Origin of the sequence: Streptomyces sp. NPDC002886 (assembly GCF_042888445.1) — a bacterium.
Classification (GTDB): domain Bacteria; phylum Actinomycetota; class Actinomycetes; order Streptomycetales; family Streptomycetaceae; genus Streptomyces.
In genome coordinates this window covers 1-21,389 of the sequence record NZ_JBIAPV010000001.1, presented here as the reverse complement: position 1 = coordinate 21,389, position 21,389 = coordinate 1, and the positions used below count along the sequence as shown (strand labels likewise).

Genomic DNA, 21,389 nt, shown 5'->3' with positions numbered 1-21,389 from the left:
CATGTTTGCTATAGATGGGATCTATACTCGGTGTCATGGCCCTGGAAATCCGTCACCTGCGCTATCTGCTCGCCGTCGCCGAACACGCCAGCTTCACCCGCGCCGCCGAAGAGCTGCGGATCTCCCAGCCGACCCTGTCCCAGCAGGTCAAGCAGCTCGAAAGCACCCTCGGCGTCCAGCTCCTGGACCGCACCGGCCGCGCCGGAGTCCGCCTCACCGACGCCGGCGAAACCTACGTCCACCACGCCCGCCGGGCCCTGCGCGACCTCGCCGCCGCCGAACGTGCCGTCCACGACGTCGCCGACCTCTCCCGGGGCCATCTCCGGCTGGCCGTGACGCCGACCTTCACCGCCTACCTCGTCGGGCCACTGGCGGCGGAGCTCCACACCCGCCATCCCGGCATCACCCTGGACGTCAAGGACATGGCCCAGGACCGCATCGAAACCGGCCTGCTCGCCGACGAGCTCGACCTGGGGATCGGCTTCGACGGCCCGCACCTGCCCGGCATCACCGCGACCCCGCTGTACGCCGAGACCCTCGGCCTCGTCACCGCCGCCCGCCCCGCCGAGGGCCCGCAGGCACTCCGCCCCCTGCCCGTGGCCGCCCTGGCGGACCGTCAACTAGTACTGCTCAGCGGTGACTTCGCCACCCGCGGGCACATCGACACCTACCTGGCCGGGTACCGGGTGCGTCCGCGCATCGCGGTGGAGGCCAACTCGGTCCAGACCCTCACCGAAATCGTCCGGCGCACGGACCTCGCGACCGTCCTGCCCGACGCGGTCACGGAGGACCACCCCCACCTCGCCCCGGTCCCCCTCGAACCGCCCCTGCCCACCCGCACGGTGGCCCTCCTCGGACGCGAGAACGCCTACCGGAGCGCGGCCGCCCGTGCGTTCACCCGGCTCGCACACGACCACGTCCGGACCCGCGGCTACACCCCGGCCTGAGCGTCGACGCCGCGCCCGGTGCGGCGCAGGGCGCCGGGCGTCGTGCCGTACCAGCGCTTGACGGCCCGGCGCAGGGCGCGGGCATCCGCGTAACCGCTCCGGGCGGCGATCGAGTCGACACTGAGGTCGGTGTCGTGCAGCAGCCGGGCGATGTGCTCCCGCCGCAGGGCCTCGACCTCCTCGCTCCAGGTCGTGCCGTGCTCCTCGAGGCGGCGCTGGAGGGTGCGCACGCTGAGGGCCATCCGCCGGGCCACCGAGGACAGTGTCGGCGCGCCCTCGTCGTGGGCGGAGGCCAGGGCGGTACGGAACAGGGCCGGCCAGTCGTGCAACGGGATCGCGCTCGCGAGGTTCTGCTCGGCGTGCCGGCGGAGCACGGCCGACAGCCCGGGCTGGGCGTGCGGGGCCGGGGAGTCCAGGTCGGCGGTGCGGAAGGTGATCGAACTGGCCGGGGCCTCGAACTCGATGCGCCGGGTGCCGTAGAGCTCGACCAGGGCCTCGTGCCGCGCGGGTGCCTTGGCGGCGAGGCGGACGCGCAGGGGAACGAGGCGCCGCCCCGCGGCTTCGCCGAGCCGGCGCCGGTACAGGCCGAGGGCGTAGCCGCGGATGCCGCAGGCCGCTTCGTGGGCGATGTCGGCCCGATTGTCGTGTCCGATGGTGACGTACTCGCCGTCCTCGGTGATCCGCATGCCGTCCGTCAAGGGGTCGGCGACGGTGGCGAAGTAGGCCGCGGCGTCCCGGATCCCTTCGAGCGGAGTGGGCGCGGAGGTGATCAGGTAGTCCCAGACCCCGAGGGTGCCGATGTCCGACTCCCGCGCCAGCAGCACCGACATCTCGGTCCAGGGAGCGTGGGCCGTGGTGAGCTCCGCGATCCGGATGGCCGTGGCCGAAGGGGTGCGGCACAGATCGTCGTTGAGGTGGTGGGGCGCCATGCCCAGCAGGTGCGCGTATCCGTGCGGCCCTATGCCGACCAGCCGCGCGACGGTGACGGTCAGACGGGCGAGGGCGGAGGAGGTCGTCCCCTGATGTGCGTGCGAAACCACAGGGGCAGAGCGTAGTCCAGCGTGAAATACCAGGTCATCCCGGGGGTTGGCGACCTGCTGACCCCAACGCGGCGCCGCAGGGTCCCCCCCCGTGGCGCGGTCGGTCCCCTTGCCGGCACGTACGGCCCTGGGGGAGGTGATCCTCCCGGCGCTAGCGTGACGACCGTTCCCGCGGCGAACGGGCGTCACGAAGAAGGTGGTTGGAGCGGAGTCCCCCCACGGGGGTGGGGGGCTCCCGATCCGGCGAGATGGTCGTGCGGAGCCGGTCGCGAGGGGCCGGGTCGGTCACTCCACCCAGGGCTTCCACACGTTCTCGTTGCGCTCCACCCACTTCTTCGCCGCCTGCTCCGGAGGCAGCTTCTCCTCGGCGATCATCAGGGACACCTCGTTCTGCTGCGCCTTGGTCCAGTGGAACTTCTTCAGGAAGCCGGCCGCCTTTCCGTCCGACTCCGCGAAGCGCGTGTTCAGGTACTTCTGCAGCGGTGTGTTCGGGTAGGCGCAGGCCACCTTCTGCGGATCGTCCGCGCAGCCTTCGGTGTACTCGGGGAGCTTCACCTCGGTCATCGGGACACGCTCGAAGAGCCACTGCGGCTCGTACCAGTACGTCAGGAAGGGCTTGTGCTCCTTGGCGAACTGCTTGATCTGGGTGATCTGGGCCGCCTCGGAGCCGGCGAAGACCACTTCGAAGTCCAGGCCCAGGTTCTTCACCAGTGCCTTGTCGTTCGTGACGTAGGACGGGGAGCCGTCCATCAGCTGGCCCTTGCCGCGGCTCTCGGGGGTGCGCAGCTGGTCGGCGTACTTGTCGAGGTTCTTCCAGTCGGTGACGTCGGGATGGGCCTCGGCGAAGTACGTGGGGACGAACCAGCCGATGTGGCCCGTCACGCCCAGGTCCCCGCCGGGGGTGATGGTCTTCTTGCCCTCTACGTAGCGCTTCTCCTGCTCGGGGTGGCCCCAGTCCTCCAGGATCGCGTCGACGCGGCCCTGGCTGAGGGCGTCCCAGGCGGGGACTTCGTCGACCTGGACGGTGTCCACGCGGTAGCCCAGCTCGTGTTCGAGGAGGTAGGAGGCGACGGCGGTGTTCGCCTGGGCGCCGACCCACGACTGGACGGAGAGGGTGACGGTCTTCGCGCCTTGTGCGGCGGCGTACGGGGACGACTGGCGGGTCATGTCGGCGGCCCCGCAGCCGGTGAGGACGGCGAGTCCGGTCGCGGCGGCGAGGACGGCCGCGCCGCGTCGGCCGCGCGGGATGAGGGGGGTTGCGTCGCGCATGTCAGGCCTCCTTCACGGGCTGGGTGACGCGGTCGAGGAGCAGGCCGAGACAGACGATCGCGGCGCCGGCCACCAGGCCCGTGGCCAGGTCGCCCTGGGCGAGGCCGAGGACGACGTCGTAGCCGAGTGCGCCGCCGCCGACGAGGCCGCCGATGATGACGACGGCCAGGACCAGGACCACGGCCTGGTTGACGGCCAGCAGCAGCGCCGGCCGGGCCAGGGGCAGTTGGACCTGACGGAGCAGCTGCGAGCGGGTCGCGCCGAGCGAGCGGGCGGATTCGACAACGGTCGGGTCCACCTCGCGCAGGCCCTGGACGGTGATCCGGACGACGGCCGGCAGCGCGTACACGACGGCGGCCGCGGCGGCCGGTGCGCGGCCGACGCCGAACAGCGCGACCACGGGGATGAGGTAGACGAACTGCGGCAGGGTCTGGCACACGTCGAGGACGGGCCGCAGCAGCCGCTCGGCGCGGGCGCTGCGGGCTGCTCCCACGGCGATCGCGAAGCCCAGTACGAGGGTGACCGCCACGGCGGCCAGGACCTGGGAGAGCGTGTCCAGGGAGGCTTCCCACACGCCGAGCACTCCGACGGCGCCCAGGGCGAGGACCGCGGTGAGTGCGGTGCGCCACGTGCCCGCGAGCAGGGCGAGAGCGGCGGCCACGAGCAGGAGCAGCCACCAGGGGGCGGCCTGCAGTCCGCTGCGCAGCGGGTCGAGGATCCAGCCGGTGAAGCGGGCGGCCCAGTCGGCGGTGCCGCCGACGACGGGGACGCCGGAGTAGAGGTGGTCGGTCATCCACGCAACGGCCGAGTTCACCGGGGCGGCGAGGGAAACGGTCCAGGACTCGGGCCACAGGCCGCTGCCGGCGATGCGCCCGGCGACGGCGGCGGCGACCGCCGCGAGGAGGGTGAGGAGGCGGCCGTACCAGCCCGAGAACACCCGGCGCAGCAGGTCCTGCTCGCCGACGGGCACGGTGGCGCCGATCCGGCGGCCCGCGGCGTCGGCGGTGCGGTCCAGCACCACGGCGAGCAGCACGATCGGGATGCCCGCGGCCAGGGCGGCTCCGACGTCCACGGAGGCGAGGGCCTGGTAGACGCGGTCGCCCAGACCCCCCGCGCCGATCACGGAGGCGATGACGGCCATGGACAGGCCCGTCATGATGGCCTGGTTGACGCCGAGCAGGAGCTGTCGGCGCGCGAGCGGAAGGCGGGCGGTCAGCAGTCGCTGGCGTCCGGTGGCGCCGAGCGAGGCGGCGGCTTCCATGACTCCCGCGTCGGCCTCGCGCAGGCCGAGGGCGGTGAGGCGGGCCATGGGCGGGGCGGCGTAGACCACGGTGGCGAGGACGGCGGCGGGCACGCCGATGCCGAAGACCAGCACCATCGGCAGCAGGTACGCGAAGGCCGGCAGGATCTGCATGGTGTCGAGTACGGGGCGCAGGGCGCGGTCGGCGCGCGGAGAGAGCCCCGCGGCGAGGCCCAGCAGGGCGCCGAGTGCGACGGAGGCGGCGACGGCGACGGCCATCAGTGCCAGGGTCTGCATGGTCGGCACCCACATGCCGAGCAGTCCGCAGGCGGCGAAGGCGGCGGCGCAGGTCAGGGCCAGCCGGATGCCGGCGAGGCGCCAGGCGACCAGGGCGGCCAGGGCGGTGACCCCGGTCCAGCCGGCGGCGAGCAGGAGCACGTACACGGCGCGGACGGACACCACGACGGCGTTGCTGATGTGGCCGAAGAAGTAGAGGAACAGCGGGTGGTTGTCGCGGTGGTCGATGATCCAGTCGCCGGCGCGGCCGAGCGGGCCGGACAGGTCGACGGCCAGGGCCGCGGGCCAGCTGCCGGCGCCCGGGAAGGCCACGGCGAGCGGGATCAGCAGGGCGACGGCGACGCCCATCGGGAGGAGGACTCCGCGACGCCCGGCGCGGCCGGGCAGGGCTCTGCGGGGGCGGTCCTGCTGCGCGGACGCGGTACGCGAGTGACGCGGGCCGGCGGTCCCTTCGGCGGACTGCGGGGCTTCCGAAGGGGCGTCGTCGCGGGCGTCGGTGCGGGCGTCGGTCGGGGTATGGGTCGGGGTCGCGGTCATGCGCACCACCTCCGGGCATCGGGGACGGGGGGCGCGGGGCGGGCGGGGCGGGTCATGCCGCCACCCCCCGTCCGGTGGGGGCCGGGAGGCCGGCGACGACGGCGAGCAGCCCCGCGTCGTCCACGACGCCCAGGCAGCGGCCGTGGTCGACCACGCGGGCCGGGCCGCCGCTGCGGGCCACGGCCTGGATGGCCTCGACCACGGTGGTGGCGGGGTTCAGCGCGGGTCCCTGTTCGGCCTCGCCCGCGTTGGCGGGGCGCATCGCGGTGCGGACGGTGAGCACCTGTTCGCGGGGGACGTCGCGGACGAAGTCCCGTACGTAGTCGTCGGCGGGCGAGCCGACGATCTCCTCGGGCGTGCCGAGCTGCACGATGCGGCCGTCGCGCATCAGCGCGATCCGGTCGCCCAGGCGCAGGGCCTCGGCGAGGTCGTGGGTGATGAAGACCATGGTGCGGCCCTCTTCGTGGTGGAGCCGGGCGACCTCCTCCTGCATCTCGCGGCGGATGAGGGGGTCCAGTGCGCTGAACGGTTCGTCGAACAGGAGCACTTCGGGGTCGGCGGCGAGGGCGCGGGCCAGGCCGACGCGCTGCTGCTGGCCGCCGGAGAGCTGGGCGGGGCGGCGCTCCTCGAGTCCTTCGAGGCCGACCTTGGCGATGAGTTCGGCGGCCTTGTCCCGGCGGTCGCCGCGGCCGACGCCCTGGATCTCCAGTCCGTACGCCACGTTGTCGAGTACGGAGCGGTGCGGCAGCAGGCCGAAGTGCTGGAAGACCATGGCGGCGCGGCGGCGCCGCAGGTCGCGCAGCCGGGAGGCGTCCATGGCGAGGACGTCCTCGCCGTCGATGGCCAGGCTTCCGGCGGTGGGCTCGATGAGCCGGGTGAGGCAGCGTACGAGGGTGGACTTGCCGGAGCCGGACAGGCCCATCACGACGAAGACCTCGCCCTTGCGGACGTCGAAGCTGACGTCGCGGACGGCGGCGGTGCAGCCGGTGCGCTCGCGCAGTTCGGCGGCGGACAGGTCGGCGTCGGCGGAGCCGGGGACCTTCGCGGCAGCCTTCTCGGGGCCGAAGACCTTCCACAGGCCGTCCACGGCGAAGACGGGGGGTGCGGCGGGGGTGGCAGGGGTCGTGTTCACCGGGTACCGCCTTCGCGGGCGAGCAGTTCGGCTGCCTTCTCGCCGACCATGAGCACTCCGATCATCGGGTTGACCGCGGGCATCGTGGGGAAGACGGAGGCGTCCGCGATGCGGATGCCCTCGAGCCCGCGGATCTTGAGGTCCGGGTCCACGACGGCGCCGGGGTCGTCGGCGGCGCCCATCCGGCAGGTGCCGGCCGGGTGGTAGACGGTGTGCGCGACGGAGCGGGCGTAGGCGCTCAGCTCTTCGTCGCCGGTGATCTCCGGGCCGGGGCACACTTCTCGCTTGAGCCAGCCGGCGAGCGGCTGGGTCGCGGCTATCTCACGGGCGAGCTTGATGCCGTCCACCAGGGTCCGGCCGTCGTAGTCGTCCTCGTCCGTGAAGTAGCGGAAGTCCAGGGCCGGTTTCACCTCGGGGTCCGCGCTGGTCAGGTAAAGGCGGCCGCGGCTGCGGGGCTTGGGGATGTTGGGGGTCATCGAGACGCCGTGCGCGGGCCGTTCGTAGCCGATGCGCTCGGGGTTGTCGGTGAAGGGGACCTGGTAAAAGTGGAACATCAGGTCGGGTCCGGCGGATTCGGGGTCGCGCCGGACGAACAGCCCCGCGTCGCTGTCCATCGCGGAGTTCTCCGGTATCGGGCCGTCGGTCTCCCAGACGATCACCGACTCGGGGTGGTCGAGCAGGTTCTCGCCCACGCCGGGCAGGTCGTGCACCGGGGGGATGCCGAGGGCTTCCAGGTCCGCGCGCGGGCCGATGCCCGAGTGCAGCAGCAGCCGGGGCGTGTCCACCGCACCGGCGCACACCAGTACCTCGCGGCGGGCGGTGACCAGGGACTCCGTACCGTCCGAGGCGCGTACGCGGACCCCGCGCGCCCGGGTGCCGTCGAGTTCCAGGCGGTGGGCCCAGGTCTCCAGGAGGATCGTGAGGTTGGGGCGCTCGTCCATGACGGGGTGGAGGTAGGCCACCGACGCGGAGGAGCGCTTGTTGTCCTCGGGGTGGTAGGCGAGGTCGAAGAAGCCGGCTCCCTCGTGGAAGGGCTTGCGGTTGAAGCCCTCGACGCGCGGGACGCCCAGGGCGCTCTGCGCGGAGTCCACGAAGTCGCGCGCGATGGCGTTGCGGTCTTTCTCGTCCACCGGGACGATGTGGTTGAGGAGCCGGTCGAAGTACGGGTCCATGGCGGCCGCGTGCCAGCCCTCGGCTCCGGACTCCGCCCACTCGTCCCAGTCGGACGGGAGCGGCTTGAAGGCGATGAGGGTGTTGTGCGAAGAGCAGCCGCCGAGGACGCGGGCGCGGCTGTGGCGGATGTGCGAGTTGCCGCGGGGCTGCTCGGTGGTGGGGTAGTCGTAGTCGAGCTCGCCGCCGAGCAGGCCCATCCAGCGGCGCAGGGTGAGGACTTCGGGGCGGTCGACGTCGCTGGGGCCGCCCTCGATGACGGCGACGGTGACGGCCGGGTCCTCGGTGAGGCGGGAGGCGATCACGGAGCCGGCGGTGCCGCCGCCGACGACGACGTAGTCGTACTCCTGCTCCGTGGGGGTGTGGGCGGGGCTGTGCGTGGGGGTCGTCATGCGCTGTTCCTCCTTCAGCCCGCGAACCAGCGCACGGGGCGCGGGGCGAGGTTCTGGTACACGTGCTTGGACTCGCGGTACTCGGCCAGGCCGGACGGGCCCAGTTCGCGTCCGATGCCGGACTTGCCGAAGCCGCCCCACTCCGCCTGCGGGAGGTAGGGGTGGAAGTCGTTGATCCAGACGGTGCCGTGGCGCAGCCGGCCGGCCACGCGGCGGCCGCGGCCCGGGTCGGAGGTCCACACCGCGCCGGCGAGCCCGTACTCGGTGTCGTTGGCGAGCGCGACGGCTTCGGCCTCGGTGCGGAAGGTCTCGACGGTCAGGACCGGCCCGAAGACCTCCTCCCGTACGACGCGCATCCCGCGGTGGCAGCGGTCCAGGACCGTCGGCCGGTAGAAGTAGCCCGGCCCGTCGGGGCGTTCGCCACCGGAGCGGAGTACGGCTCCCTCGGCGAGGGCGGAGGCCACGTACTCCTCGGTGCGTTCGCGCTGGGCGGCGGACACCAGCGGCCCGCATTCCACGCCCGGGTCGGTGCCGCGCCCGAGGCGGATCCGGTCGGCCCGGCGGGCGAGTTCCGCGACGAACCGCTCGGCGACGCTCTCCTCGACGATGAGCCGGGAGCCGGCGGAGCAGACCTGGCCGCTGTGCATGAAGGCGGCGTTGAGGGCCTGGTCGACGGCGGTGTCGAAGCCTTCCTCGGTGGCGCAGGCGTCGGCGAAGACGACGTTGGGGTTCTTGCCGCCGAGCTCGAGCGCGACCTTCTTGACGGAGTCCGCGGCCGCGCGCATCACCTTCTTACCGCTGGTGAGACCGCCGGTGAAGGAGATGAGGTCGACGTCGGGGTGGGCGGCGAGGCGCGCGCCGACGGGCTCGCCGGGCCCGGTGACCAGGTTCGCGACGCCGGCCGGCAGACCGGCCTCCGCCAGCAGGCCGATGAGGGCGACCGTGGACAGCGGGGTGATCTCGCTGGGCTTGAGCACGAACGTGTTGCCCGCGGCGAGGGCGGGAGCGATCTTCCAGGAGGCCTGGAGGAGGGGATAGTTCCACGGGGTGATCAGGGCACAGACCCCGACGGGCTCGTGGACGACGACGCTGTGGACGTCGGGGGTGCCGGCGTCGATCACGCGGCCCGCGCTCTCGCCGGCGACTAGGTCGGCGAAGTAGCGGAAGGCGTCGGCGACGCAGTCCACGTCCACCCGGCCCTCTTCCAGGGTCTTGCCCGCGTCGCGGCTTTCCAGCAGCCCGAGGCTTTCGCGGTCGCGGTGGAGCAGGTCGGCGGTGCGGCGCAGCAGGGCGGCGCGCTCCAGGACGGGGGTCCGGGGCCACTCCCCACCGTCGAAGGCCGCGCGGGCGGCGCTGACGGCCGCGTCGGTGTCCGCGGCGCCGCCCTCGGCGACGACGGCGAGGACCGTGGCATCCGCCGGGTCGAGGACCTCCCGGGTGGCTCCTGTTACCGCGGAACGCCAGGTCCCGGCGATGTGGATGGTCGTCTGCTCGGACACGACTCGTTGTACCTCCGATTCCGGCACCGCGGCTTACCCGCGGTGGTGGTGCTCGTGCCCCCTTGCCCCGGTTCATGGAAGCCATGTCCCATCCGTCACTGGAAGTGACGGGGGTCACCCGCCGTCACCTGGGTGAGATATGGGACGGATCGGTATTTATCGGCACCGGCCGTCCGCCGGATCTCGCGAGCGGCCGCGTCCAGGCGCGTCCGGATCCGGAGCACGCGGCTCACCCGCGGCGCCCGTTTTCGCTGTGGCGATCCGCTCGCGCTCGCCTTCTTGGTGCCGGGTTCCGGCTCGGAGGACGCCCCGCACGTGGCGTTCCTCGTCAGCGGATAAGTGGCCGGCCCGACCGCGGTGACCACGGCCCGCCGCATCTTCCCCGGGCGGTTCCCGCACTTCCACCGGGCCGGCCACGGAGCGGCGCCCCCGGCCGGCGTCGTCCCGTAGCCCGGGCGGCCGGACTTCTGGACCGAAGCGTGCCGGTCTCGTCCCTGCTTCGTAACAGGCGTCTGAGACGCCGCGGATGCGGGAAACCCGTTCATGCAGGCCGGCCGGGGCGCCGGTACGGTGCACGACGGAGGCGACGGCGGCCCGCTGCCGGACCCTTCGTGGCCACCGCGGTCTGCATTCGTCATCGAGAGTCGACAGCGGCCCCACACGGCCGAAAACGGGGGAACACCATGAACACTGCCGCCCGCACGAGTCGCCGGGGCTGGAAGTACTGCGTCCTCGGGGCCGCGACGGTCACCGCCCTGCTCGCCACCACGGCGTGCTCGCCCAGCGGGGACGACGGGGGCGACGGCAAGCCCACGGCCCGGCCCAGCGCCCCGGGCACACCGAGCACCTCCGGGGCCCCGAGCGCGACCGCCTCCCCGAGCACGCCGAAGCCCAGCGCCACGCCCTCGACGAAGCCGACCCCGGCGCCGACCGGCACCGGTGGCAGCGGCGGCTCCGTCGCCCTGTGTGCCCCGGGCGACGTCACGATCACTTCCAGCACCGAGGACGAGGTCGGCAAGGCCGTGCGGCACATCCTCCTCACCCTCACCAACACCAGCAAGAAGCCGTGCAGGGTCTACCACTACCCCCTCATCCAGCTCGGCGACGCCCAGCGCCTGGTTCCCGACATCAAGGAGAGCGCCTCGATGCCCGGGACGCCGTACGACACCATCGAGCCGGGCAAGCAGACGCACGCCGCACTGCTCCTGAACGGCCCCATGGACGAAGCCCCGGCGAAGACCATGACCGTCCAGCTGCAGGACACCAAGCCCGGGAGCAAGCTGGGTGCACCGATCAAGGTCTCCTTCCCCGGCGTCGACACGGTGTACTACAACGACTTCGCCAAGGTCACCCACTGGATGACCGCCCAGGGTCTGGCCCTGCGCTTCATCATGTCGTCCTGACGATCCGGCCCCCCGAGCGGTCGCCGCAGTCCTCTAAAGTGGCCCCACCGGCCGTCCGTGCGCCCGTGCGCGCGGACAAAGGCCTTGTGGACAGGGGGAGTCGGTGGAGTCACTGCGGCCCGGCGACCCGCCGGAGATCGGCGGGTACCGCCTGCTGGCACGGCTCGGCGAGGGAGGCATGGGCGAGGTCTTCCTGGCCCGTACGGCGTCCGGCCGGCCGCTGGCCCTGAAGACCGTCCACCGGGAACTGAGCCGGGATCCCGACTTCGTCGACCGCTTCGCGCGGGAGATCCGCGCCAACGACCGCGTACGGTCCGCCTGGACGGTCTCGGTGGTGGACTTCAGCGCCCCCGGGGCGTCCCCCCAGTGGCTCGCCACCGAGTACGTCCCCGCGCCCTCCCTGGGCGAGTGGGTGCACCGGCACGGACCGCTGACCGGGCCGGCCCTGTGGAGCCTGACCCGGGAACTCCTCGCCGCGCTCGCGGCCGTACGGGCGGCCGGTGTGGTGCACCGTGACATCAAGCCGGGGAACGTGCTGCTCGGCCGGGAGCGGCCCTTCCTCATCGACTTCGGCATCGCGCGCGCCGTGCACGACCCGCGCCACACCCGTACGGGAGCGGTCATCGGCACTCCCGGCTTCCTCGCGCCGGAGCAGGCGACCGGGGCCGTGGCCGAGGCCCCGGCGGACGTGTTCTCGCTCGCCGCGGTGCTCGTCTACGCGGCCACCGGCCGCAGCCCCTTCCTGGCCGACGGCGAGGAGCTGGAACTCCCCGGCCTCCTCTACCGGATCGTGCACGACGAGCCCGCCCTCGACGGCGTTCCGGACGGGCTCCGTCCCCTTCTGGGGGAGTGCCTGGCCAAGGCCCCGCGGGAGCGCCCGACCGCCGAGGAGGTACTGGCCCGGGTCGGCGCGGCGGGGGAGGAGTGGAGCGCGGCGGTACCGCCGTCGCTGGCGGCGGACGCCGCCCACCGCGAGGCCGGACTCGCCCGCGCCCTGGCGGCGTCCCAGCCGCTCCCCGTGCCCGCCCCCATGCCGCCGGTTCCGCCGACGCCGCCCCCGGCGTTCGCCGTGTCGACGCCGTCGACGGCCGCTGCCCTTCCCGGCGCGCCACGACGCGTGCCCTGGGCGGCAGGGGCGGCTGTCGCGGCCGTCCTCGTCGTCGCGGCCACCCTCGTGATCAAGATGCCGTGGAACGGAACCGGAGACGGGAACGAAGGCGGGAACGGAGCTGCGAACGGAGCTGCGAACGGAGGTGGCGCGGGAGCCGGGGCGAGCTCGGCGCCACCGTCCGCTCCGTCCACGGCGATCCCCCCGTCGTGGGTCGGCACGTGGACCGGTACCGGACCCGGCACCCCCGACGCCGACGGATTCACGCGGGCCAGGACGGGCGCGTTCTCGGTCACGGTCACGCTGAACCCGGGTTCCGTCGGAGACCTCGTGGGACGGCAGGTCAGCGACGTGAAGGAGGTCGCCTCGGGGCGCAACCTGGGGTGCACGGAGGCCCTGGAACTACGGCAGACGAGCGGGGACAGGTCGGTCTTCGCCGCGGTGACCAGCCATCCGACCGACCCCGCGGCCACCTTCGACTGCCCCAAGGGCAACCTCTACGTGCTGACCCTGACGGAGCCCGACCGGCTGACCCTGGAGGCCGAAGGAGCCCAGTCGGCCGGCGCCCCCGGGACACTGACCCGCAGCCGCTAGGCCGTGGAGGGGAACGCGGCCGCCGTCGGCCCGAACGCTCAGACCTGACCGACGCCGAACCGCCGACCGGGCCGTGCGGACAGACGGCCCGCCGCGCCGTGGCCGAGCCAGCCGGCCGCTGCGCCGACCGCGTACCAGAACAGGTCGGGCGCATTGAAGGTGGACCCGAGGACGAGGCGGGCGAGCACGCTGTGCCGGGAGAGCTCCGCCGGTACCCCGGTGAGCTGGAGGAACTCCACCGCCCAACTCACCGCGAGAGCGCCCGCGGCGGCCCGCCGTGCCGTCACCCGGGGCATGGCCGCCACCACGAGGGCGAAGACCAGCACGGTGTACAGCGCGTCTCCGCCGTACTTGGCGAGGCTCCCCGTGGCCACGACCCGTAGCCCCAGCCCCGCGCCGACGGTCACGATCACCGCCCCGGCCGCCGCGAGACGGGTGCGGGTGCGGCCCGACAGGGCCCGGGCACGGCTTGCGGGCACGGAGGTGGTCACGGGACCACCCTGCCAGACGCGCGTCGCCCACCGGCTCCGGGCCCGGCTCCCGCCTCCGGGCCCGGCTCCCGCCTCCGGGCCCGGCTCCCGCCTCCGGGCCCGGCTCCCGCCTCCGTCGCGCGGCGGAGGGCGGAGCGGACCACGTACCCAGGCCGCTTGAGTAGCGCGACTCATGACGGACCGGCCCACGGCCGACACGCTGAGGCCACGAAGACGCACACCCCGTCCCGGAGGTTCCATTCCATGATCAGCCACCTCGCCGCCGTCCTGGCCCCGGTGTTCGGGCGGATGACCGTGTCCGAAGACGCGTCGGGCCCCGTAGCGGGCGGGACCATCCTGGCCGCCAACCACACCAGCCTGGCCGACCCCGTCATCGTGGTCGCCGCCCTGCGCCGGCTCGGCGTCGACCCCGTGATCATGGCCACGGCGGGGCTGTGGCGGATCCCGGTGCTGGGTGGGGCGCTCGCCCGGGAAGGGCACGTACCGGTCCGCCGGGGAACGGCCGACGCGGCGGGTTCGCTCGCCGACGCCGCCGGGGCACTGGCGGCGGGGCGGTGCGTGCTGATGTACGGGGAAGGCGGGATTCCCGCCCGCCGCGACTCCGGGGAAGCCGCGCCCCTGCCCTTCCGTAGCGGCTTGGCCCGCCTCGCCCTGGCCACCGGGGCACCCGTCCGACCCGTCGGTCAGGCGGGCGTGCGCCGCGTGAGCTCCGGGACGACGGCCAAACAGCTCGCCGGAGTCCTCACGGCCCCGGTCCGCCGGCCACGCGTACACGTCCACGTGGGCGCGCCCCTGTTCCTGCCGGACGGCGTACCCGAGGCAACGGCCGCGGCCTACGGGGCGGTCACCTCGGCCTGGCAGACCGCACTGTCCGGGCTCGCCGGCGCGAGTGGGTAGGGTCATCGGGAGCCGTCGCGAGCGGAGCGCGGCCAGTTCGGGGGAGAGCGAAGTGGACCGGAAGCAGCGGGCCCTCCTGGCCGGTCTCGGGGCGCTGGGGCTCGTGGCCGTCGGGATCTACGCCCTGACCGGCGCACGATCCGTGGAGCCGGGTCCCTTCGCCGCCGATCCCCAGTGCCGCCGGGTCCTGGCGGGGCTTCCCGATGAACTGCTCGGGGAGGAGCGCGACTCGGTCGAGGGAGCCGGCGCCGCGAGCTGGGGCGGTGGCGCCATCGTGCTGCGCTGCGGTGTCGAGCCCCTTGCCCCTACCGTCAACGCCTGCATGAACGTCAACGGCACCGATTGGGTCCTCGACGAAGAGCGAGCCGGGCGCGCGGGGCCGCGGGTGCTCACCACGTACGGACGGATCCCCGCGGTGGAGGTGGCGTTCACCGAGGACGACCAGCTCGCCGGGGACGCCCTGGCCGTCGTCGACAAGGCCGTACGGGACCTCCCCCAGCAGTCGAAGTGCATCGGGCTGGGCGAGACCTGACGGATCGCGGCGAGCAGCCGTACCGAGGTCGGTTGCCCTGGAACACGCCCGTCCGCCCGTACGGACGTTCTAGCGTGCCGGTCATGATCTCGCTCAGGATTCGGCGGGCCCTGCTGCTCGCCCTCGCATCCGTCATGCTCTGCGTCCCCCAAACGGCCGCCGCCCAGAGCCCCACGGCGCCCGCGGGCCCCGCGCCCGCGTCGGCGGCGACGCCCGACCGTCCCTCCTACGAGGTGTCGCTGCGCGGCGACGCCGACGGCTCGCACTGGACCGGCCGCCAGACGGTGTCCTTCCGCAACTCCGCCCATACTCCGCTGCGTTCGGCCGACGTCCGGCTGTGGGGCAACGGCGCCGACGGCTGCGGAACCCCCGAGGCGCCGTCCCCGGTCCGGGTCGGCGCGGTCACCGGAGGCACCCCGCGACCACTGACCGTGGACTGCACCGCCCTGCGGATCGACCTGCCCGCGCCGCTCCCGTACGGGGCCCGGACCAGCATCTCCTTCGATGTGGCCATCACCGTCCCGGACCGCGTCCACCGCATCGGCAAGGACGGCGCGCACCGCTACCTCGGCAACGCGCTGCCCCTGCTGTCCGTTCGCGACGCCCAGGGCCGCCACCTCGACCCGGACGTCGGCTTCGGCGAGAGCTTCCACACCCTGACCGGCGACTTCCGCGTCGTCCTCGACCATCCCAGCGCGCTCGTCGTCCCCGCGACGGGCACGACCACCCGCCGCGCGGGCGCGCCCGGCCGCACGGTCACCACCAGCGTCGCGCACGGGGTACGGGACTTCGCGTGGGCGGCGGGCCCCTTCCTGTCGAAGACGGTGACCACGCCCGGCGGAGTACGGCTGAACGCGTACTGGACCGCGGCCACCCCGCCCGAGGGCGTCGCCCTGGCCCTGAAGGACGGCACCGGCTCCGTCGACGAGTTCGGGAAGCGGTTCGGACGCTACCCGTACGGCGAGCTCGACCTCGTCATGAGCGAGAACCTCGACGACTTCGGCAGCATGGAGTTCCCGGGCCTCGTCCTGCTGTGGACCGAATCGGACGAGTCCGGCGCCGTCCACGAGATCGCCCACCAGTGGTTCTACGGCATCGTCGGCAACGACCAGTTCGCCGATCCCTGGTTGGACGAAAGCTTCGCCCAGTACGCGAACGAGTCGTACTACGGCATCGACACCACCACCTGCTGGGAGGACAGGGGCGCCTGGCCCAGCGACACGGCCGCCCTGACCCGCCCCATGTCCTACTACGCGGACGGCCACCGCTCGGAGTACGTCCGGGTCGTCTATCACCGCGGCTCCTGCGCCCTGCACGACCTGGAACGCGCTCTGGGCGCCCCGGCGATGGCGGCCATGCTGCGTGGCTACGTCCGCGACCACTGGCTGGGGGTCTCCACCACCTCGGACTTCAAGCGCGCGGCCCAGGCGGCGACGGCCCGGGACCTCACCCCGTTCTGGGCGGAACACCGGATCAACTGAAGAGGTCCGAGACGAAATCCGGGGGCGCGAACCGATCTTCCGATGGCACCATCCCGTGTCATGGCAGATGACAGCAGCAGCACCTTCCAGGCAGGTCAGACGGGCTTGATCGTCAGGATCCCGGAGGCGGAGCCGGCCGTCCGCGCGTGGCGTGAACGGCTGGACCCGTCGGCCCGCGCCGGGGTTCCCGCACACGTCACCGTGCTCTTCCCGTTCCTGGAGGAGAGCCGGATCGATCCGCTCGTCCACACCGACCTGGCGGAGGTTCTGGGCCGCCACCAGGCCTTCGACCTGCGCTTCGAGCGGTGCGGACGACTTCCGGAGGTCTCGTACCTCGTGCCGGAACCCGCCGCGCCGCTGATCCGGCTCACGGAGGCGATCGCCGAGCGCTGGCCCGAGGCTCCGCCGTACGGCGGCCGGTTCGCCGAGATCGTGCCGCACCTGACCGTCGCCCAAGGGCAGCAGGACGCGGTCCTCGAGGAGATCGAGGCCGACCTCGGCGACAGGCTCCCCCTCACCTCCCGCGTCTCGTCGGTCGAGCTGATGGTCCACGACGGCGCGAAGTGGCGGGTACGGGCATCGTTCGCGCTCGCCGGGCCCGCTCCCCGACCCCTACGGCGCCCCTGAACGATCTGGGGGGCGGTGTCGGGGTCGGACCCGGGTCGCTCCCCGATGTCCGGCGCGAGCGCCGTCCGTAGCGTCGTTCCCATGTGGAGAAACGGGAAGAACGGGACCGGCGGCAGGCGCCGGATGTCGCCCTGGAAGCGGGTGCTGCTGATCCTCTGTTCGCTGGCCGCGGCCTTCGCGCTGGTCATCGGGGTGCTCTTCACCTGGCTCTACACCGGAGCCAAGGTGTCCACCTTCGGGGCGGTGGACTTCCGCAACGCCCTCGCCGTGCCGCCTCTCGCGGCGTCCACGGTGGAGGCCGACGGAACACGCGTCTTCGACCTGCGGATGCAGGCGGGAGAAACCGAGTTCACCCCGGGGAGCAAGACCCCCACCTGGGGGTTCAACGGGAGTTACCTCGGTCCCACCCTCCGCGCGGCGAAGGGGGAGAAGGTCCGGGTGAAGGTGGCCAACGCCCTGCCCGAGGCCTCGTCCGTCCACTGGCACGGCATGCACCTGCCCGCCGCGATGGACGGCGGCCCGCACCAGGCGGTTCCGGCGGGCGGCAGTTGGACCCCCGAGTGGACGGTCGAGCAGCCGGCCTCGACCCTCTGGTACCACCCGCACCCGCACGGCGCGACCGAGTCGCACGTGCAGCGCGGCCTCGCGGGCCTGTTCCTCCTGGACGACGCGCGGTCGGCGGTCCTGCCGCTGCCCAAGACCTACGGGGTCGACGACATCCCGGTCATCGTCCAGGATGTGTCCTTCGACGGCGCGAAGTTCGACCACGGCCACAAGCTGATGCGCAACGTGGGCTTCCTCGGCGACCGGACGATGGTCAACGGCACGCTGGACCCGTATGTCACCGTCCGGGACGAGCTGGTCCGGCTGCGCCTGCTCAACGCCTCCACCGCCCGCGTCTACACCTTCGGCTTCGACGACGGCCGGGAGTTCCGGCAGATCGCCTCGGACGGCGGCCTCCTCGAGGCCCCGCACGCGACCGACCGCTTGCGGCTGTCGCCGGGGGAGCGTGCGGAGATCGTGGTCCGCATACGGCCGGGCGAGCGGACGGTCCTGCGCTCCCATCCCCTGGACGCCGGGCTGGACTTCTGGAACCAGCGCTTCGGGGGCGGCGACGACTCCTTCGACGTGATGCAGCTGCGCGGAGCCCCCACCCTGCGGCCGTCGGCCGAGCTGCCGCGGACGCTGACACCACCCTCGACGCTCCCCACCGGCGAGGACTCCGTACGCGGCCGCTTCTTCGACCTCAAGATGTCCGGCATCAACGGCCGGAAGATGGACATGTTCCGGGTGGACGAGACGGTCACCCGCGGCACGGCCGAGACCTGGACCCTGCGCAACGACGACGGCATGCCGCACAACTTCCACGTCCACGACGTCCGGTTCCGCGTGCTCGACATCAACGGCGCGGCCCCTCCACCGTCGTTGCGCGGACCGAAGGACACCGTCTTCATCCCGTCCGGCACGACGGTCCGCATAGCCATGCGGTTCGAGGGCCCCGCCGACCCGGACACCCCGTACATGTACCACTGCCACCTCCTCTACCACGAGGACGAGGGCATGATGGGCCAGTTCACCGTGACGGATCCGGGCGGCCCGCCGCCGCCCGCCAAGCTCCCGCCCGCCCCCGGCACACACCAGCACGCGGGCGCGCACCCCTAACGGACGGAGACGTACCGATCGGGCCGCCCGCCCGGGGCGATGGTCACTTCGTGGACCATGCCTTCCTCGGTGGTCATACGAATCCGGTCGGGAGCCGCCCACACGGTCTCCCTGAGCGAGTTGTCCTCGTCGTCGCCGTTGAAACAGCCGACGGTCCATCGGCGTTCCCGCGGCGGGTTCCCCTGGTGCAGATAGACGCACCACACCGGGTCGAGGTTTCCGCTCCGTGCCACCACCACCAGGTGGCGATCGCTGCGGCCCGGGGCCGACTCGGTGCTCAACACAGTGTCCGAACCCCCGAACAGTACGAAGACGAAGCCCCCGAAGAGCGGCAGGGGGACGCCGGGGCGGGGGCGATGGCGCCCGGGGGAGGGAAGGACCACGTGGGCGGTCAGCGTCCTTCGGCCGTGGCGGCATTCCGGGGCGTGCCGGTGGACACCGGCGGACCCGCCTTCTTCAGGGGGACCTCGATGACGAAGAGCGCGGCGACGAAGCCGAGTGCGCAGACGATCGCGGCGGTGAGGAAGATGTGGCCGGTGCCGTCCGTGACCGCGGTGAGGTAGGCGTCCTTGGCTCCGGCGGGCAGATCGCGCAGGGTGTCCGGGCCGGTGTCCCCGCCGGCCGGCAAGGTGGGCTGGACGGCGCGGGTGAACAGCGAGCCGAAGACGGCGACGCCGAGCGAACCGCCCAGGGTGCGGAAGAGGTTGACCGAACTCATGGCCGCGCCCATGTCGCGCAGCGAGACGCTGTTCTGGGCGATGGTGCCGGCCATCTGCAGGGTGAAGCCGAGGCCGATGCCGACGAGGACCATGTAGAGGCTGGTCAGCAGGGACGAGGTGTGGGCGTCCATGGTGGCCAGCAGGCCGAGCCCGGCAGTGAGGAACAGGGTGCCGACGACGGGGAACATCTTGTACGTGCCGGTGGCGGACATGACCTTTCCGGCGATGGCCGAGACGATCACGACGGGGATCATCATCGGGAGCATCAGCAGTCCGGAGTTGGTGGCCGAGGCGCCCTGGACGGTCTGCTGGAACAGCGGCAGGTAGAGGCCCGCGCCGAACATGACCACACCGGCGGCCAGGATCAGGACCATCGCGAGCGGGTAGTTCCGGTGCCCCGTGAACACGCTCAGCGGCAGCAGCGGCTCACTGACCCGCTTCTCCACCTGGATGAACAGGACCAGGCCCACCATCGCGGCGGCGCCCAGCGACAGGATCTGCCAGGACCCCCACGCGTACGTGCTGCCGGCCCAGGTGGCGGCCAGGACGATCGCGGTGATGGACAGGGTCAGCAGGGCGATGCCCGCCCAGTCGATCTTCGCCCGGATGCGCGTGGCGGGGATCCGGAGCTTGCGCCACAGCCAGACCAGGGCGAGGAGCCCGATGGGGAGGTTGATGTAGAAGGCCCAGCGCCAGTCGAAGTGGCCGGTGACGAAGCCGCCCAAGAGCGGTCCGCCGATGGTGCCGATCGCCATCACGGAGGCGGTCATGCCCTGGTACTTGCCCCGCTCGCGCGGCGGTACGAGGGCTCCGATCAGTGCGAAGGCGCCCGCACCGATGCCACCGGCGCCGATGCCCTGCACGACGCGGTAGGCGATCAGCTCGCCCATCGAGCCGGAGGTCCCGCACAGGGCGGACCCGAGGATGAAGACGGCGATCGAGGCCAGGTACATGGGCTTGCGGCCGAAGAGGTCGCCGAACTTGCCCCAGATCGGCGTGGTGACGGCGGTGACCAGGGTGTAGGCGGTGACGACCCAGGAGATGTGCTCCAGGCCGCCCAGATCGCCGACGATCGTGGGCATCGCCGTACTGACGACCATGTTGTCGAGCATCGACAACAGCATCGCGAGCATGACGCCGAGCAGTACCCAGCGCACGTTCTTCGGTACGGCCGCGGGGCCGGCTGAGGGGAGGGAAGTGGTCGTGGACATGGCTGATCACCCCTTTCGGGCGTGAAGGAAGGAGAAGGACGAGGAGGAGGCGAGGAAGAAGCCCCGGCTCGCTCACTCTTCCAGAAAACCATCACCGCTCAATAAGTGCAACCGCTAAACTTATAAATCTGTACACCCTGAGGATGCGCCGGCCGCGGGCCGGAGCCGGTGGGAGGAAAATGCGTCGACAGCGCCCCTCGGCGCCGGGCAAAGTGGCCGCCCGTGACGAGCAGTGAACTGTGGACCCGCGCGACCGCCGACCGCTACGACGCCGAGGAGGCCGAGACGTCCTCGGCCGCCGCCCTCGGGCCGACCCTCGCCTTCCTCGCGGAGCTCGCCGGAGACGGCCGGGCCCTGGAGTTCGCCATCGGGACCGGACGTGTGGGCGTCCCGCTGCGGGAGCGCGGCGTGCCGGTGGTGGGCATCGAGCTGTCCGGGCACATGGCGGCGGTGCTGCGCCGAAAGGTCGACGAGGACACGCTCCCGGTGGTCATCGGCGACATGGCCACCACGGTCGTCCCCGGCACGTTCACCCTGGTCTATCTCGTCTACAACACGATCACGAACCTGCTCACGCAGGACGAGCAGGTCGAGTGCTTCCGCAACGCCGCACGCCATCTGGAGCCCGGCGGCCGGTTCGTCATCGAGCTGGGCGTGCCGCCGCTGCGGCTCCTGCCGCCCGGCCAGGTCGCGGTGCCGTTCGACGTCTCCGAGCAGTACCTCGGCTTCGACACCTTCGACCTGGTCGAGCAGATCCTCGTATCGCACCACTTCACCCGCGAAGGCGGCGGCGAAGACGCCCGCTACCGCCGCGACAACTCCCGGCACCGCTACGCCTGGCCGGCGGAACTCGACCTGATGGCACGGATCGCCGGGCTGGAGAAGGAACATCGCGTCGCGGACTGGGACGGGGCGCCGTTCACCCAGGACTCCGCGAAGCACATCTCCGTGTGGCGCAAGCCGCCCGAGTCCTAGGTCGTCTCTTTCGGATCTTGTCGGCCGAGTCCGCGTCGTCTGGTGCCGTGCCTGGGCGTGCTGTCGGGGCGCTCGCGTACTGGGCGTACGTGGTCGCCTCGGCAGTGCGGCCAGGCGCGGTGCCAGGCGTCGCGGGCCCGGCAAGATCCGAAAGAGACGGCCTAGG

The 21,389-nt window shown here is 72.6% G+C and carries 18 protein-coding genes; 9 read left to right on the top strand and 9 right to left on the bottom strand.

The annotated features are described in order from the left end of the window. Positions 1-35: 35 nt before the first annotated feature. Positions 36-947, top strand: a complete 912-nt coding sequence (gene cynR / locus ACFYYB_RS00090; protein WP_389432213.1) for a transcriptional regulator CynR — start codon at positions 36-38, stop codon at positions 945-947. On the opposite strand, the gene ACFYYB_RS00085 is transcribed toward cynR, so the two are convergent. The 6 genes from ACFYYB_RS00085 to ACFYYB_RS00060 all read right to left on the bottom strand — a co-directional run bounded on the left by ACFYYB_RS00085 (position 932) and on the right by ACFYYB_RS00060 (position 9,523). Next, on the bottom strand, positions 932-1,987 hold the full coding sequence (locus tag ACFYYB_RS00085) for a helix-turn-helix domain-containing protein (RefSeq protein WP_389432211.1): 1,056 nt from the start codon (positions 1,985-1,987) through the stop codon (positions 932-934). The genes cynR and ACFYYB_RS00085 overlap by 16 nt on opposite strands. Positions 1,988-2,272: 285 nt before the next feature. Then, the gene (locus tag ACFYYB_RS00080) at positions 2,273-3,256 is read right to left on the bottom strand and encodes an ABC transporter substrate-binding protein (RefSeq protein ID WP_389432209.1); all 984 of its coding nucleotides are present in this window, start codon (positions 3,254-3,256) and stop codon (positions 2,273-2,275) included. Between the two features lies 1 nt (position 3,257). Beyond that, entirely contained in the window at positions 3,258-5,141 is a 1,884-nt protein-coding gene (locus tag ACFYYB_RS00075; RefSeq protein ID WP_389433425.1) for an ABC transporter permease subunit, read from the bottom strand. 241 nt (positions 5,142-5,382) lie between these two features. Beyond that, positions 5,383-6,462 carry a glycine betaine/L-proline ABC transporter ATP-binding protein gene (locus ACFYYB_RS00070; protein ID WP_389432207.1) on the bottom strand — a complete coding sequence of 360 codons (1,080 nt, stop codon included), beginning with the start codon at positions 6,460-6,462 and terminating at the stop codon, positions 5,383-5,385. Further along, positions 6,459-8,024, bottom strand: coding sequence for a GMC family oxidoreductase (locus tag ACFYYB_RS00065; protein WP_389432206.1), 1,566 nt, complete (start codon positions 8,022-8,024; stop codon positions 6,459-6,461). Before ACFYYB_RS00065 ends, ACFYYB_RS00070 begins: the two co-directional genes overlap by 4 nt. 14 nt (positions 8,025-8,038) lie before the next feature. Next, a complete protein-coding gene (locus ACFYYB_RS00060) occupies positions 8,039-9,523 on the bottom strand; it encodes an aldehyde dehydrogenase family protein (RefSeq protein ID WP_389432205.1) in 1,485 nt (494 codons plus the stop codon). Positions 9,524-10,206: 683 nt separating this feature from the next. On the opposite strand from ACFYYB_RS00060, the gene ACFYYB_RS00055 reads away from it, so the two are divergent. Together ACFYYB_RS00055 and ACFYYB_RS00050 are read left to right on the top strand one after the other, a co-directional pair. After that, a complete protein-coding gene (locus tag ACFYYB_RS00055) occupies positions 10,207-10,926 on the top strand; it encodes a DUF4232 domain-containing protein (RefSeq protein WP_389432204.1) in 720 nt (239 codons plus the stop codon). A 103-nt stretch (positions 10,927-11,029) separates the two neighbouring features. Next, on the top strand, positions 11,030-12,628 hold the full coding sequence (locus tag ACFYYB_RS00050) for a serine/threonine-protein kinase (protein ID WP_389432202.1): 1,599 nt from the start codon (positions 11,030-11,032) through the stop codon (positions 12,626-12,628). 38 nt (positions 12,629-12,666) lie between these two features. Here ACFYYB_RS00050 and ACFYYB_RS00045 read toward each other — a convergent pair whose 3' ends face one another. Then, positions 12,667-13,119: a DUF2809 domain-containing protein gene (locus ACFYYB_RS00045; protein WP_389432200.1), complete on the bottom strand. Its 453-nt coding sequence runs from the start codon at positions 13,117-13,119 to the stop codon at positions 12,667-12,669. 243 nt (positions 13,120-13,362) lie between these two features. Here ACFYYB_RS00045 and ACFYYB_RS00040 point away from each other — a divergent pair, with 243 nt between their 5' ends. From ACFYYB_RS00040 to ACFYYB_RS00020, 5 genes are all read left to right on the top strand, one after another. Next, the gene (locus tag ACFYYB_RS00040) at positions 13,363-14,016 is read left to right on the top strand and encodes a lysophospholipid acyltransferase family protein (RefSeq protein ID WP_389432198.1); all 654 of its coding nucleotides are present in this window, start codon (positions 13,363-13,365) and stop codon (positions 14,014-14,016) included. 52 nt (positions 14,017-14,068) lie between these two features. Further along, positions 14,069-14,548 (top strand): DUF3515 family protein, encoded by a 480-nt coding sequence (locus ACFYYB_RS00035; protein ID WP_389432196.1) that lies wholly within the window; start codon positions 14,069-14,071, stop codon positions 14,546-14,548. A gap of 83 nt (positions 14,549-14,631) precedes the next feature. Continuing rightward, complete coding sequence (locus ACFYYB_RS00030) at positions 14,632-16,029, top strand: M1 family metallopeptidase (protein ID WP_389432194.1); 1,398 nt, start codon at positions 14,632-14,634, stop codon at positions 16,027-16,029. A 60-nt stretch (positions 16,030-16,089) separates the two neighbouring features. Then, complete coding sequence (locus ACFYYB_RS00025) at positions 16,090-16,656, top strand: 2'-5' RNA ligase family protein (RefSeq protein WP_389432193.1); 567 nt, start codon at positions 16,090-16,092, stop codon at positions 16,654-16,656. 81 nt (positions 16,657-16,737) lie between these two features. Then, positions 16,738-18,318: a multicopper oxidase family protein gene (locus ACFYYB_RS00020; RefSeq protein ID WP_389432192.1), complete on the top strand. Its 1,581-nt coding sequence runs from the start codon at positions 16,738-16,740 to the stop codon at positions 18,316-18,318. Here ACFYYB_RS00020 and ACFYYB_RS00015 read toward each other — a convergent pair. Together ACFYYB_RS00015 and ACFYYB_RS00010 are read right to left on the bottom strand one after the other, a co-directional pair. Beyond that, on the bottom strand, positions 18,315-18,599 hold the full coding sequence (locus ACFYYB_RS00015) for a hypothetical protein (RefSeq protein WP_389432191.1): 285 nt from the start codon (positions 18,597-18,599) through the stop codon (positions 18,315-18,317). The genes ACFYYB_RS00020 and ACFYYB_RS00015 overlap by 4 nt on opposite strands. 110 nt (positions 18,600-18,709) lie before the next feature. After that, positions 18,710-20,248 (bottom strand): MDR family MFS transporter, encoded by a 1,539-nt coding sequence (locus ACFYYB_RS00010; RefSeq protein ID WP_389432190.1) that lies wholly within the window; start codon positions 20,246-20,248, stop codon positions 18,710-18,712. A gap of 222 nt (positions 20,249-20,470) precedes the next feature. On the opposite strand from ACFYYB_RS00010, the gene ACFYYB_RS00005 reads away from it, so the two are divergent. Then, positions 20,471-21,223, top strand: coding sequence for a class I SAM-dependent DNA methyltransferase (locus ACFYYB_RS00005; protein ID WP_389432189.1), 753 nt, complete (start codon positions 20,471-20,473; stop codon positions 21,221-21,223). The last annotated feature ends 166 nt before the right edge of the window (positions 21,224-21,389 follow it).

Excerpts from the sequence above, each read along its gene's own strand:
- cynR (WP_389432213.1), top strand. The coding sequence starts at position 36 with ATGGCCCTGGAAATCCGTCACCTGCGCTATCTGCTCGCCGTCGCCGAA.
- ACFYYB_RS00080 (WP_389432209.1), bottom strand. The coding sequence starts at position 3,256 with ATGCGCGACGCAACCCCCCTCATCCCGCGCGGCCGACGCGGCGCGGCC.
- ACFYYB_RS00075 (WP_389433425.1), bottom strand. The coding sequence starts at position 5,141 with ATGGGCGTCGCCGTCGCCCTGCTGATCCCGCTCGCCGTGGCCTTCCCG.
- ACFYYB_RS00065 (WP_389432206.1), bottom strand. The coding sequence starts at position 8,024 with ATGACGACCCCCACGCACAGCCCCGCCCACACCCCCACGGAGCAGGAG.
- ACFYYB_RS00055 (WP_389432204.1), top strand. The coding sequence starts at position 10,207 with ATGAACACTGCCGCCCGCACGAGTCGCCGGGGCTGGAAGTACTGCGTC.
- ACFYYB_RS00040 (WP_389432198.1), top strand. The coding sequence starts at position 13,363 with ATGATCAGCCACCTCGCCGCCGTCCTGGCCCCGGTGTTCGGGCGGATG.
- ACFYYB_RS00030 (WP_389432194.1), top strand. The coding sequence starts at position 14,632 with ATGATCTCGCTCAGGATTCGGCGGGCCCTGCTGCTCGCCCTCGCATCC.
- ACFYYB_RS00025 (WP_389432193.1), top strand. The coding sequence starts at position 16,090 with ATGGCAGATGACAGCAGCAGCACCTTCCAGGCAGGTCAGACGGGCTTG.
- ACFYYB_RS00020 (WP_389432192.1), top strand. The coding sequence starts at position 16,738 with ATGTGGAGAAACGGGAAGAACGGGACCGGCGGCAGGCGCCGGATGTCG.
- ACFYYB_RS00010 (WP_389432190.1), bottom strand. The coding sequence starts at position 20,248 with ATGTCCACGACCACTTCCCTCCCCTCAGCCGGCCCCGCGGCCGTACCG.